Below are 13,669 nucleotides of genomic sequence, written 5' to 3' on the forward strand. Positions count from 1 at the left end.
CAAAAATCTATAGGGAGCTGTAAATGCCTTCCCTACTTCGTCGACCCTAAACCATCAGCAACAGTAAACACCGCTTCCAACTCGGAGCAATGCTGGGACTTCATAATCTCAGCCCGTTGTTGTTTCTCGTGCTTTTCAGTCATGGCGAGTGCCAGGGCTAACGGTGGCGGCACGTTTCTGAACAAGCATTGTAGATTGTCCGATAGCACAACACCCTCGGTATAGTTTCCAGGCTCTTTTCTTGCTGCGCGAAGCATGCCCTTCTGCTCCTCGGTGAGGTCTTTAAAGCGTGAGATTTGTTCAATCTCTTCCTTGGGACAAACCATCGCTATCCACCACTCGAACATACTGAGTAGTTTTTTGGCAGCGTCGGGAAAGTCTTCCAGATTCTGGGTGGCCAACCATAACCAGGCACCCAACTTGCGCCACATTTTCACGATCTTAACCAGGAAAATGGCTAACAAGGGGTTCGTCGTAATCAAGTGCGCTTCATCGCCTAGCACGAAGGTCGGGCGATGATCATATTGCTCACGCTCCACGACACCGTTGATCTGATTCATCAACCCCATAAACCCTAAGGCCAGCTGGTCTTCATAGCCTTCATTAGCGAGTAGTCCCATTTCCATGATGGTGACATCGGCCTCAGGCCAGGCCTTGCCCACACGGTTAAAGAAGTGCCCGGCAGTGCCGGAACAATACAAGGCCATGGCATCAGCCATGTCTCTGGCACGCTCTTGGCGTTTCGGCGTACTGGAGTCATCCGCCGCCAACTTGATCAACGCATTGACCACATCCTCGGTTAATACGATTTCTCGACTGCCAGCCGCTTGCTTTTCCTCCGCAGCGAGGATGATCGCTCTACGAATCGTCAGGCGATCCGCCCGCGTCATCACAGCTTCTTCCTTACTATCCCCGCCGGTAATCATAATACGGGCCTTCAATTCCATCTCGCCAAGCAGATCCCGTTCTTCGTCATCATCACTGTTATCCGAAGCATCCAAAGATACGTCTTCATAAGCTGAAGGCTCTTCGTCAAACGAAGCCTGCTGCGCCCGTTCTCTTTTGAGCATTTCATAGGCGTCAGCAAAGGGCGGCAGGCTAACGTCTTCCTTGGGGTGAAGCGTCACCTGATTAACACTCAGCCCAAAATATCGACAATAGTCCCCCAACAATTTGAACGACCCGCCCTTCTCAATAATGTAAATTCGCGCACCGTAGATCGCTGCGACCTGCAACAGGATGTACACCATCAATGCCGACTTACCAGAACCAGGAGGCCCCAGAACCAAACCAAAGGCATTCTTAGCCCGGTCCAGTTTGTTCAGCGGATCGAAGGTCAAAGGCTCGCCGCCTCGATTAAAGAAAACCAGACCCGGATGTCCGGTTCCCCGACTGCGACCGTAGAATGGTAATAACCTGGCCAAGTCACTGGAAAACACCAAACGACTCTTCTTGTTCACCTTCTCCCGCTTCGGCTCATAGTTCATGGGCAACTGGCGAATATAGGTATCCAGCGGCAACAACTCATCTTTCTCTCGAATAGGATGCAAACCATTAGCCAGAAGCAACGCGTTGACTTCATTGGTCCTCTTTTGCAGATCAGCGAGGGAATCCCCACGGGTAAACAGCGTTATAACAGTGGGCAACAGGTAGTCCCCGTGGGACATCCATTTCAAGGCTTCCTTGGCATCCTGCTCAGCCGCCATCGCTTCGGCTGTTTCACCCTTTGCTGAATTGAGCACCTGCACCACATGATTCTCAACGAGGTCTTGAGGTTGAAGCGTCACGCATAGGGAAAGAATGCTGCCCTCTGGCAGCTTATCGAACAAGGCATACAGGTTATCGCCAACCTGTCGCTCACCGGTAAAGTGACCGGGCAATGGCTTCCTTCGCAGCGCATCCACAGTGATCGCTCTATGTGGAAAATCATCGAAGTACCAAACACCGTGCCCGCCATCGGATGAGGGCTGAGAAAGAAACAATAGGTCGGACAGATCGTGGCTAAATGCCCGTTCCTGCTTTTCGGGAAGTGACATTAGCTCAGTGAGCCTATCCAAATCCCCTTCCGTCACTTCAGCCTTGGGATTAAACCAACGCAATAGCCAAGCATAAAGATCGTGATCATCACATCGCCGAATACCAATGCCTGTGGCTGCCATCTGGGTGACAAAGCGTTCCGCGACCTGGTTGATCTCAGTAACGGGGTCGATATGTTCATTATCGTTTAACTCTCTCCGGCGATACAAAAATACTCGCACACGGCGCACCTTTCCTCGCCAGCTACCGCCCGTCACCGTGTTATCTTCGAACAGCCCGGCGCTCTGCGTCATTCGCTTGAAATGCCTTTGCATACGGGAAACAAAGTTACTTGCCAGCAAACGGTGCTCTGGGGTTTGCCTGCAATGGCTCTCTGTATAGGTATTTAAAGATCGTGATAATGCCGATAGCGAGTCTTCATCTGAGACAAAACACTGCAATACGAAAGGGTTATCGTGTGCCGGAATTGTGTGGTTGATGCAGGTTTGTATATTGTCCTGAACTTCTTGTAAGAATTTACTTGAACGTGCTTCAGTGGACACACCAGTAATTTCAAACATTGCCGCAGCACTAAAACCATCTTCGAGGGTAAACGTCTCGGACGCCTCATCGTAGTCTACCCACGGTAACCAATCGCTTAACGACGCGGGGTGACGATAGAGTTCACCCACATCAGCATCCGTAATCGATGAATCACGCTTTGGCTGCTTGCCTATTAATTGCTTATCTGCCATGTCTATTCCCACCCTGCTTGTTCACCCGGAGCCGCAATATGATCCTGAGTGTAAAGACGGAAAAAGGTGCTATATCCCGGTACCGGGTGACCTGCAGCGGTCAAGTGCCTGAAAACATACATTCGCAGTGTCGGATTAGGTAACCACTGAAACTCTTCTTGTTCAGCATTGGCCACATCGCCGATGGCACGTTGCGGCCTCACCAGCTGTTCATCGTTAGCATTGTGAAATTTTTCATCGTGAATGCTCTTCATAGAAGGCATATCAGTGCCAAATACTTTTGCCTTTCTGTCACCGTAAAAGGAAGTGGCGCAACCAGACAGTAACCCGGCATTAATCCAAATCGTGATTAATATCAGAATCATTTTTCGCATAGCGTAATCTCCTTGCAATCGAACTTTTATCCAGTGGCAAACTGCGGTCTAAATGGACGGATACCTCTACCCCCGGATTCACCACCACCGCATCAAAACTCTGTTTTTGTCGTGCCAGCAACCACCGGCTGACTTCATCCGTTGCGGATTGCACTGCCTCGCCAGCAACCAGTTTATTAATGTCACCCACGACCGTACTCGTTGTTGACCCGGTTAATGATGATGTTTGCCTCTGCTGCTGTGCTTCGGCGTAGGCGGAACCCGCCGCCCCCAGTCCTGCCAGCCCAATACGCTGGGAAATAAACGAGGGTGCGTTGGTGACAAAGCGCCCGGCCACACAGGGCACACCGCTAGGGTCAGAAATGTAGCCCAATGGTTGCCCCTGGCTACTGTGGTTTACGATAGAGCCGTCCTCAAAGATGAACGTTGCCGATGTTAGGCGAGCGCTGACACAGGAGAGATTCCAGTCACCAAAACCCAAACCACTGAAAATCATGCCCTCGACCTCTGGCATATCGTGACCATTGGCTAACAGATTTTCTTTGCCGATATAGATTTTTACCGGATAAGGATCGGGTGTCTGTCCCTCTACCGGAATACGGCCAATCAAAGCCGTTAGTGCCAGTCCGTCCGTCAATGTTGCATCTTTGGGTATCGTATAAATCGGCTCGACAATAATCTGATGTTTCTTCTCAGAATCTTGTACCTCGTTATTCGCTTCAGCCGTATTAGGTGAGCGAGGTAGCAATCCAGTAAAGCGGCCTTTATTACCTTCTGTTGTTTCTGGCTCAACATAATCAAGAGGGTTATACCAGGCACCCTGATCTGGATTGATCGGAATCACATTCTGACCATCAAAACCAAAACCAACGGGCAACCCGTCCTGATTTAATTGCCCAATGTCAGCTGAGCTTTTATCTTCTTTCAAATCCTTAATTTCACGTCTTAGCTGACTGAGATGCTGCTGAAGCGAACCTATGGTCGCCGTGGTTTCATTCAGTGCTTCCTGGGCCTGCTGATTTGCCGCTTCCAGCTTTGATACTTTTTGCTGATTCTCCAGCACTTTACCCATGTTCTCTTTAGTCGATGCATTCAGCGTATCCGCTTTTTTTACCGCTTCTCGGGCGTAGGCCTGCAATGCTTTGATAGTATCGGTCTGCGTATCACCGTCCTGAGGCTTGGCCGCAGGGTCATATCCAGGCATCTGTTCAACAGGCTGGTAACTTTCCTGTGGCTCCGAGCACATCACGAGTGACAGGCAGCCAATGGCCAGCGCAGCACCTCCAATCAGTAACGGATTCATGCGCTTTTCAGCCATCTTGCATTTCCTCTTTACCGGTTTGCCCACTTTGAAGAACCCGGCTGTCAATCGGCAAGGACAGGCTTTCCACGAAAGACCGGTTCGAGACCAGATACAAGGTGGTTGTATCGGTTTCATCGCCCATTGCCCCCAAACGATCATGTTGTAATGTCGCCGTCAGCCAATCTCCACGGACAAGATAACTTAGGTCTAGCGCCTGGTGAGAATCGGATCGATCAAACTGTAGCTGCAGTGACTGCCGCGACAAATTACGCACTCTAACCGCAGTCACTGTTAATCCATGGCCTTGCCACGAAGCTATAGGCACCGTTTCTATAAGACCACCGCGAATCAGTGGCACTGACGTTTTTGATTCAACCGGAATTCGTTTAATCGCGCTGTCACCATCGACTAACCGCTCCGGCGCATAGAGTTGTTGCGCAGCGTAACGGGTCAGCCGGATACGCCAGTCCTCCGTCGTTTTGTACGCAGTTACTTCCTTACTGCGATTCCGAGTGTTCTCCTTTGTCATCACAATCAGTTCATCGCTAACTGCCGCGACTTCACTGGCTGTTATATCTAACAGATAGACTTGCTGATCGTTCAGCCCCTGAATACGAAGACGGGTTGTCGGAAATGGTTCCATTGCCCTGATATACAAAACGCCGTTTGCCGCCAGCACTGACACATGACGTTTAATCGTATCAGGCAGCCAATAACGCACATCATCAGGGAAATGAATAATACGTTCATGGCCAACTTGTAAATGAACGCTAATGGGACGCTTGTCCCAAAGTACACGCTCTGGTGTATCGGCGATGACGGTAGCAGAGGCTAAAGTCAGCAAGATCACAAACAACCCTTGAATACAGCTTTTCATAATTTATCTCCAGGACGCCGGAACGGTTTTCCAAGCTGATCCTCTGATAACAGCACCGGGCGCATGGCTTCATTGCAGGCTAATGCCAATCCCCAGGGATTAACCTCTTTATCAACATCGAATCGAACAACACGCAGGGGGTAGCGCAACAAGACATCCTTAACTGGATGGCCTCCAATCGATTCCGTGACATTGACATCCAGCCAGATTTTCCACGCACTGTTGGTTTCAATCTGGACACGTTGACGGGTATAGGTTTGACCGAAAATTTCCTGTACTGAGCGAACCCGTTGCCGCAGCTCGCCCAGTTCCTGTTTGGTATTCATATCCGTTTCCAGCGCAACTCGACATCCCGGTGTAAGAAAACCCTGGAGTGTGTATATTTGCTTGGGATAGTCCTTCTCTCCGTCACTTGGCCAGCGGTTCAATTGCTGGAAAATGTAATAAGCGAAGGTATATACCGTCGGAGCAGGCACACTATCAAAATTGGTTACCAGCCCCTGGGTTAAATCGGGAGGAATATAGAGCCGTCGAGTTTCCTGCAATACGCCGTTACGCCACCAAAGCGCGACTACCGCAACAAGCAAACACACTACAATAATACGCAAAGTACGAATATGATCACTGGTAGCCAGCAGTCGCTGTCGCGCCTGGTTGTTTCTGATTGCCGTTGGTTTATTGAAGGGCTTCTTCATCATTTCACTCTCCGGCCAATATCCCAAACTCGGCTTTGTCGTATAAATGAGGAACGCAACAAGTGCAGGTCTTCAAGCCATAGGCGTAGTCGCAACTGGTAGTAACCCAGCGGCCTGCCCCGTTTAAGTTTTTGTAATACCGTTGCCCCAATGACGACCCAGGCGATCACCAATAGCAAACCGATGCCAACGCCCATCATGAGATAGCCAAACAGACCGCACACAATGACACTACCGGGTACCAGAGCGATACCGCCCACAGTGACCAGCAGCATCAATTCTGAGAGCGAACAACCTCTGAAAATCGATGGCTCGGCATTCAAGCGCACAGGTAACAGTTCGTTAGCTTGCTGCGATTCCATGCCTCAGATAATTCCAACGGCTTCGTTCAGGAAGAAAGACACGATGGCCAACAGCACACCGGCTATGACTGCGGTCAAGCCCACAGAACCCCAATCAGGGTCATTGGAACTGCGCGCTTCATTGAATTTGGAGAGCAGTATCCAGCCGATCCACAGGAAGCCAGCACCTGAGATAACCAGGGCGATATAGTCAATGGCATCTCCCGACCATCCCTGCATAAAGGCTAAGTAGTTGCCATTAGGCGCACCGCTCGACGGATCGACCGGTGTAGGCAGCTGTGCCTGAGCTGATATTGAAACCAGCCACATCCAAAACATCGACAAGGGAGCAATATTGCGCTTCTGTTTAATAGTAGTTTCATGCATTACGGGGTTCATAGTCTTCCTCATATTTCGTGGTAAAAGCTTCGTGCTAAAAACTTCGCGTTGAATGTTTTTCGTTAGCGCTATCGCAGTAGGAAGCCAAGAACGAGAGTTAAAAATATCGAGCGGACAGACCGAGTCAGGAAATCATAGAAATTTATTTTTCGATGTGACCAAGCTTTCCACTGAGTGACAATGACCCAGGCGACCCAGATATAAAGCACCGAATACAAAATCAAAAGAATCGTTAGGCTAAAGCTACCCATAGGCACGCCTAGCGTTGCCCCGGTGAAGGCTGCCTCCTGGGACGCAGAGACGGCCATCAGTGATAATCTCCTTTAATGGGAGGCAACGACCTAGGCTCACGTCGCATAGTGTTGGCGGCATCGACAATGCCTTGTTGGATTTTTTGCAGATCAGCTCTCAGGCGCTGGTAATCGACCAATTTCCGGTCATGAGGATTAGCTGCCTGCTGGGCTTCATCAATGATTTTGGTGATAGCTTCCAGCTCTGCATTCAGGCGCTGGAGTACAGACCGTTCCTGGTCAGTTACGGCATAGGCAGGTGCTGAGAGTACAGCAACCAATATGATGAGAGTTTTTGTCATTCGCATGATCATTGTCCTTTGTTGGAGCAATGATCATGGAAAGTGGTTTTCTAGAGAACGAGATACCTTTCAACTGCTCTAGAAAATTAAGTCCAGTAGTATTTACATCTTAAAATTCCAGGAAAATGCGCCTACCAATTGACTCTCTGTTGAGTGAAATGAGTTATGGGATCATAGGTACCACGTCCATAACTGCGAACAACCGCATTCACCCGTACGGCCTCACCGATAATTTTTCGAATCTTATCAATTGCCTCGTGTGAAGCAACGACAAGCCATCCATTCGAGCAGATGTCATCCATTTTTGGTGGTTGTCGAGAAATAGGGCCATCTTTCCAGTAGATGCTTTCAACCATTACGTCACCTTTCTCATCGACCCAGCGGAACACTCCATCGTTTGAAACAGACCAACCCAGAGAAAAACCTATAGATGGATTTAACGCTAACCACTCAAGGCCTCCGTGATCAATATATGAACCTGTACCATAAATTACCAACGATGGTTCATTAGTAGCAGTGATTTCAGGGTAATCAATTGCAGACCAGTGCATCATGCTTGGAAATAAAGTAGAGGGTGACTTAACATCTACATCGCTATTCCAGCCTGGATGACAGACCGTAGACATACGAATTTCAGTTGGCAAATCCCAATCCAACCAACTCCAGGTTGTTAGTTCACCAATAATTTGCTTCCCAGTTTCGATGCTATCAACAAATTGTGTAATACCCTGTTCAATATCTCCTAACCACTCATCATGATTGTGGGATATATCTCGATCTTTTGCCTTAGGTACAGCAATACACTCAGGTCGAATCGTGGGCTCAAGCGCCAACAACAATTCATCACTTCGTTTGAAAATAGCTTCGAGAAAATCTATTCCTTGGGGAGGTATTCGTCCTGCATCCCACAATTCGCATACCACATAAGAGAGTGCAAGCTTTGCCACTTTCGGTCGCAGCCTATGATACGTCAGCTTTAGCCCAAACCCTTCCATCCAGTTTCTATAAGCTTCTTCTGCCTGCTTATTCCATTCATTCTCTGGAACCAGGGTTTTCATAAAATCGGAAACTCTGTAGGCCAGATTCTCAAATGGTACGTTTGACATATCAGCCACAAGCTTCGCTTCAGTTAATAAAGGCCTAAGCAGCTCAATCGGATCATTTACATCAGGAAATGTTTCCCCTGGCCGGATGGCGGAAAAAGGAATAGCTTCCTTTCTATTGCTTATTTCGGGTAACTCCAGTTCGTATACCAAGGGTAGCTTTGATCGCTCTTCCGGAGGTAGCCTACCTTCGATTTCTAACCTACTAGACAAATCCAAGGCAACCATCCTCACACTAAAGTCTTCCGACGCACAGAGTGAAGATATTTCATCTTCGAACTGAAGAACAAACCCCTTGAAATCATTCGCCAAGCTACTTAACAAAGACACCATTTTTATCTGTGTTAGCCCAACTTTGCCTATTCTATTAGCCATTTGCCTACGAACTTCTGGCCAATTCTCTTCAATTTTAGACAAATCAACGATTGCTTGGTGAGCCATACTCCCTAACTCAGGGATGCCTACATCGAGCATTTCGAATGCGAACTCAATGAGTAATCTAGCGTGAGCCTTCTCTTCAATATCATCTAGTAGTATCGGTGGTTTTTCGGCACCTTGTTCAAAATCGTCTAGCTGGTATACGTGATCTTTGATTTCCTTCCAAATAGGCAGAACGTCTTTATCCTCAAAAAGGATGTCGACTATCTCTTCCAAATTCCAAACTAAACTGCTCGGGTATCGAAATTCACCAATATAATCATCCACTAAGCAAGCAATCGCTTTAGGTCGCCACTGTCTAGCATCTATTTCAACAAGAGCCTTAAATATCGACTGCCTAGAACCTCCATCCCAATGCAAATCCCAGCCTTTAGCGTCCGAGTTATCGAACAGACCTTCAAGCAAGCTGTTCGCCTTATCTGCCTCACCGAGTGAAGACAGAGCGCCAGCAATGCAAGAAATAGCATTATTATCAGGCTTGAATGGCTTTAATAAATTATGAAGCTCGTCCAATTGAGGGGCGCTCATACCCGCTAAAAATGGCTGAATCAAATTCACCCACCGAAAATAATCGACAGACTCAATAGATCGAAGAAGCTGAAATAGGCTTTCAGCAGAGTTTACTTTCAGCTGAGCTTCTTCATCTGTAAGTTTCTCCCCTGTATTTAATGTCAGAGAGGGTTCATGAGTAACATGTTTTTCTTGAGGTGTAGAAATCGCCAGAGATGCATAAGGACTATTGTCCAACCCAGCTTCCCTGACACCAAGCGCTACCCCCTCTAACCACGAGTATCGATTTGAAGGCAATAGATGTATTCTAATAGATGTGATTAGTTCTTCTATCCCCCCCATCACGCTATCATTAGATGACAGGCAACGTTGAGACACCAATTTTTTGGGCAGATCAGAAGGGTTGTACTCTTCGAAAGGAATCAGAAGCTTTCTCACCGTCACCGATATTTCTTCAAAGGGGGGATCAGAGCTATCAAGTATTCCAGAAAGCAGCCCTGTTAGCCCCGGAGCATAGTGAAGCCCTTTATGGTCGAATAACCATCTCAAAAGCTTTAAACCATATTGTGGATTCCAACTCGTGGCAATAGCGATGAGATCAAGCCCTGCCTCTTGAGTGCCGCGACCATTTCCCGACTGTTCCAAATTTACTAACGCCAAAGAGAATCGGCATATTTCATCGTAGGCCAAATCAGGGTATTGATTGACCAACCTACCCAGCCACAATACCCAATGAGAGAACTGCCTATCTTTCCTATGGTGTATTCCAAAAGACCCCATAAAGACCTTTGGCACCAGTCTGGTCGCTCGACCAGGCTCACCAATCTTTGACCAAATTATAGAAAGTTCATAGTACTCAGATATTTTTGAGTGAATTTCGTCGAATTCGGGTATCTCTTTTTCGATTTGATCGAGAATGTCAACCAAACCATCCCTGTCATACCCTTCTTTATACAAGGTGAAGGCGATTTCTCTTCGCCAGCTAGTCGGCCAATATCGTCTATCCCAATCTTTTCTGAAAGCATCAGCCAAAGCCAAAATACAATCATGCCCGTGCTGAGATGTAGCCCTTATTACGAAGTTGAAGTAATCTACCGCTGCTGATTCAAACTCATACCACCCAGTCCAACCTCTTGTTTGACTATACGGCTTTCGTAACAAATCAAATGATGGCTTTATTTCTTGAACGATAAAGCTGGGCAACAGCTTCTCTCCAGCCCAACCTCGTCCCCAAATGCTTGAAAATCTGACTAAAGCACGTTCAAATAAGACGTTTCCTGTGTATCTTTCGTCACTTTCTTTTGGAACCACCTTAACTGGGTCAACATCTTGGCCTAACGCTGCCAGTAATCTATTAAGCCGAATTCTATCTGCAAACGGACTTAGGTTCCTCCATTGACCGTGAAGGCCGTGTTTATAAAGTTTTGGCTGTTCTGGGTTTTCAAACCACTTTTTAGTTTTCTCTAATCTTCCATTGGTTCTGTAATCCAACTCAGCAACCAACAACCTTTCTGAAAACTCCAAATCATCGCTTTCATTTTCAGACCAATCAATAACCTTATTGAATGCGGTGTCTATCAACGCCGATGGATGTTGGCTAATACATATCGAGAAGCATAAATCTAAGAGACTATCAAAGTGCTCTTTTTCTCCTGACAAAAAAGAGAAAAGATCATCTATTTTTCCTTCGTCTTTTGTTTCGTAAACACCATTGATCAACCGTCTCATTAAGCGAGCGTGCAGGTCTTCATCATCCCTACTCCATGAATCCGCATCAGCTTCATACTTCGTTTGGTGTATAGTCGATACAATGTCGTCTAGCGGCATAAAATGATGAGCCACATCAGCCCATCGCTTCAAATCTTCAAGTCCACCATGATGAGGGTCAACTCTATCCCCACCCGACAAGTAACTTAATGGCTCGGCAGATTCAAACACCCTTTTAGCTTCACTAAAGAATCCGTTCTCAGCAAGAACTTTAGAAAATAAGAGTGCTTCAGAATCACTTACCCTGAGCAGTTCTCCATCGAACATATAATTAATCGCCGAACTTATCCCTTCAGATGAAAACAAGAGGTTAAGTACATCGACTTCATTGAGGGCGTCACTTCGTTCTCTGAGTTCACACTCAATTAAGATACACCTCACTACCGCAAGAGGATCGTTTAGCTCCTTCGCAGATAATAGAACAGCATCTATGTCATCTGTCACACTCGAAATATTCCGAAGACTAAAGAACTGCTCTCTAAAATAATCTTGCGTCCCTGTATCAATAACAGCTTCCATCTGCTGTGCATTAAAAAGATGGTAAACCGCCTCCCATCGCATTGGATCGCTATCAGACGACTGAAGACAGTGCTCAGCCAATGCCTTGTGATATTCTATATTTTTTGAATCATCAAAATTTCCAAAAAGATTTCGGCTAGTTCTATCCAAAATAAACTGCCTAAAACTGTTATGGAAAAACCGCCAACTTACATCATTATCCTTCTTGAAGTAGTGTGATGCGTTCGATATAAACTCGCGAATGGTTGAGTGATCGGACCATTTATCAAGAACCTGAGTGTTTATTGGCACTCTCAACCTTGACAACAACGCGAGCAAATCAACCAGATTCTGATTGCTCTCTATTTGCCGCCAATAAACTGAGTAGCTTTGCTCAATATGCCCTTGGTAAAGAGGAAACTCATCAATAACTTCATCAAAACTCCTACCTGAACTACCGGTGATAAATTGCAGCAAATAAACCAAAGACAGTGGGTGCCCCAACGATTTTTCGAAAATCTTCCTTCTATTATCATCTGTTAGTTCGGAACAACCTGGCCATTCATTTATGGCCGCATAGACGTTTGGCCGAGTCAGAGGGGATATAACAATAGTTCTGCCTTCATGTTTGACATGCTCTTTTATCATGTCAGAGAGATCGTCCAACTCTAACGTCTGACTCCCCAGAATAAATATCACACCTTCAGGCACAGTGTTAGGAGAGGGCAAATCTGACAATAAGCTCTGTAGAGGATTTTGCTCTCGCTGGATGTGGTCTAAACCATCAACCATAACAATGGTGACTACGTCATCTTTTTTCCATTTCTCGTGGGCTTGCTGAAGCTGCTCCCCTAACAGCGACAGATATTCTTCTCTTGATCCAGGCTGCCCAGAACTTTCACCACGAAAACCGTGATTTCTTAGTGACAAGGTGATATCGTGAAGAAACGTACTCGCTTCACCACGCCCTTGGTACGTGCTATCGGGAACATACGCGTAATATCTAACTAACTTATATCCTGCTTTATACTTTAAGGTATGAGTAAGCGTTGTTGACTTTCCCGAGCCAGGACTTCCAAGCAACGCAACATAGCCTTGCTTGGTTTGTGATAAAACATCAGATATAGAACTAACAGTTTCTTCAATTTCTTGATAGGTTCGATCGATAGGAAATTCGTGAACAAACTTGTGCTTGAATCTATGACTCCATGCCAATCTATCTAACATATCATCTTTAGATAGCTCAATAATCCGGCGTTCACCTCCCGCCATTTTCGTTAGGAGGTTGTATATTTTTCCAATATCCTCTTGTTTTCTTGCTTGCCCCTGATTGGTTACAGGAATCTCGGTTGGCCGTTTATAGTTGAATTCAAGCTCACAACAACGAATGAAATTCAAAAATTGATCATCGTTAAAATTTGACCGACGCTGTAGATCCAATAATGCCTCTTTCCAGCCCACGACCGCTTTATCAAGGCCTGTTTCGCACCATGATCTATCGAACCAACACTCTTTTAAGAATGATTGAAAATGAACATGTTGGGGCGGTGTTTCGCCAACAGGAATTTGGGCTTTAGGGTTTGAGCTAGGTACTAGTTTGTGAAGCAAATGGACCTTTACTGTTCTTTCTTTGTAATTATCATTTAGGTCTACCCACCCTTCTGTAAGCTGCCTAAAAAGGCTAAGTTTTTCGTCTCCCTTTTTTGTAGTTCCATCTCTTACAAAATCGGCATAACTTATTGCTTCAGTATATTCCGCCCACTTCACCTGATACGCATCAAGCTTCCCTGTAGTCGCTATAAGTATGTCATCCAAGCTTCCTGCATCTGGATCAGCTACTCGAAACCATTCTAGACTTCCATCAAGCAAAGCTTCATATATTAGACTTGCCGCTATTTCATACTGCGGCACATACCCTAACATTGCTGTACGCTCACCATCCCCGGAGTTAGTACTCATAACGGCTTATTAGCTCCTTTGGCTATTTATCTTTGCTATTCA

The 13,669-nt window shown here is 46.5% G+C and carries 10 protein-coding genes; all 10 read right to left on the minus strand.

Annotated features, from left to right (window positions below; genetic code table 11):
* Window positions 1-32: 32 nt before the first annotated feature.
* The 10 genes from CPC19_RS09840 to CPC19_RS09885 all read right to left on the minus strand — a co-directional run bounded on the left by CPC19_RS09840 (window position 33) and on the right by CPC19_RS09885 (window position 13,627).
* On the minus strand, window positions 33-2,771 hold the full coding sequence (locus CPC19_RS09840) for a conjugative transfer ATPase (RefSeq protein WP_096910776.1): 2,739 nt from the start codon (window positions 2,769-2,771) through the stop codon (window positions 33-35).
* Window positions 2,772-2,773: 2 nt separating this feature from the next.
* Window positions 2,774-3,034: a hypothetical protein gene (locus CPC19_RS09845; protein WP_240183335.1), complete on the minus strand. Its 261-nt coding sequence runs from the start codon at window positions 3,032-3,034 to the stop codon at window positions 2,774-2,776.
* Window positions 3,035-3,104: 70 nt separating this feature from the next.
* The gene (locus CPC19_RS09850; RefSeq protein WP_096910778.1) at window positions 3,105-4,463 is read right to left on the minus strand and encodes a TIGR03752 family integrating conjugative element protein; all 1,359 of its coding nucleotides are present in this window, start codon (window positions 4,461-4,463) and stop codon (window positions 3,105-3,107) included.
* On the minus strand, window positions 4,456-5,325 hold the full coding sequence (locus CPC19_RS09855; RefSeq protein WP_096910779.1) for a TIGR03749 family integrating conjugative element protein: 870 nt from the start codon (window positions 5,323-5,325) through the stop codon (window positions 4,456-4,458). The genes CPC19_RS09850 and CPC19_RS09855 overlap by 8 nt, the downstream gene beginning before the upstream one ends.
* Window positions 5,322-6,023 carry a PFL_4703 family integrating conjugative element protein gene (locus CPC19_RS09860; protein ID WP_240183336.1) on the minus strand — a complete coding sequence of 234 codons (702 nt, stop codon included), beginning with the start codon at window positions 6,021-6,023 and terminating at the stop codon, window positions 5,322-5,324. The genes CPC19_RS09855 and CPC19_RS09860 overlap by 4 nt, the downstream gene beginning before the upstream one ends.
* A complete protein-coding gene (locus CPC19_RS09865; protein WP_096910780.1) occupies window positions 6,020-6,382 on the minus strand; it encodes a TIGR03750 family conjugal transfer protein in 363 nt (120 codons plus the stop codon). The genes CPC19_RS09860 and CPC19_RS09865 overlap by 4 nt, the downstream gene beginning before the upstream one ends.
* 3 nt (window positions 6,383-6,385) lie before the next feature.
* Window positions 6,386-6,760 (minus strand): TIGR03745 family integrating conjugative element membrane protein, encoded by a 375-nt coding sequence (locus CPC19_RS09870; protein WP_096910781.1) that lies wholly within the window; start codon window positions 6,758-6,760, stop codon window positions 6,386-6,388.
* 68 nt (window positions 6,761-6,828) lie between these two features.
* Window positions 6,829-7,068: a TIGR03758 family integrating conjugative element protein gene (locus CPC19_RS12085; protein ID WP_020162282.1), complete on the minus strand. Its 240-nt coding sequence runs from the start codon at window positions 7,066-7,068 to the stop codon at window positions 6,829-6,831.
* Window positions 7,068-7,358 carry an RAQPRD family integrative conjugative element protein gene (locus tag CPC19_RS09880; RefSeq protein ID WP_096910782.1) on the minus strand — a complete coding sequence of 97 codons (291 nt, stop codon included), beginning with the start codon at window positions 7,356-7,358 and terminating at the stop codon, window positions 7,068-7,070. Before CPC19_RS09880 ends, CPC19_RS12085 begins: the two co-directional genes overlap by 1 nt.
* A 125-nt stretch (window positions 7,359-7,483) precedes the next feature.
* Window positions 7,484-13,627, minus strand: coding sequence for a hypothetical protein (locus CPC19_RS09885; RefSeq protein WP_096910783.1), 6,144 nt, complete (start codon window positions 13,625-13,627; stop codon window positions 7,484-7,486).
* Window positions 13,628-13,669: the final 42 nt, after the last annotated feature.

Source organism: Cycloclasticus sp. PY97N (assembly GCF_002443175.1).
Lineage (GTDB): Bacteria > Pseudomonadota > Gammaproteobacteria > Methylococcales > Cycloclasticaceae > Cycloclasticus > Cycloclasticus pugetii.

Coding starts and splice junctions, on each gene's coding strand:
- CPC19_RS09860 (WP_240183336.1), bottom strand. CDS start 6,023: ATGATGAAGAAGCCCTTCAATAAACCAACGGCAATCAGAAACAACCAG.
- CPC19_RS09885 (WP_096910783.1), bottom strand. CDS start 13,627: ATGAGTACTAACTCCGGGGATGGTGAGCGTACAGCAATGTTAGGGTAT.
- CPC19_RS09850 (WP_096910778.1), bottom strand. CDS start 4,463: ATGGCTGAAAAGCGCATGAATCCGTTACTGATTGGAGGTGCTGCGCTG.
- CPC19_RS09870 (WP_096910781.1), bottom strand. CDS start 6,760: ATGAACCCCGTAATGCATGAAACTACTATTAAACAGAAGCGCAATATT.
- CPC19_RS09865 (WP_096910780.1), bottom strand. CDS start 6,382: ATGGAATCGCAGCAAGCTAACGAACTGTTACCTGTGCGCTTGAATGCC.
- CPC19_RS09855 (WP_096910779.1), bottom strand. CDS start 5,325: ATGAAAAGCTGTATTCAAGGGTTGTTTGTGATCTTGCTGACTTTAGCC.
- CPC19_RS09880 (WP_096910782.1), bottom strand. CDS start 7,358: ATGCGAATGACAAAAACTCTCATCATATTGGTTGCTGTACTCTCAGCA.
- CPC19_RS09845 (WP_240183335.1), bottom strand. CDS start 3,034: ATGCCTTCTATGAAGAGCATTCACGATGAAAAATTTCACAATGCTAAC.
- CPC19_RS09840 (WP_096910776.1), bottom strand. CDS start 2,771: ATGGCAGATAAGCAATTAATAGGCAAGCAGCCAAAGCGTGATTCATCG.
- CPC19_RS12085 (WP_020162282.1), bottom strand. CDS start 7,068: ATGGCCGTCTCTGCGTCCCAGGAGGCAGCCTTCACCGGGGCAACGCTA.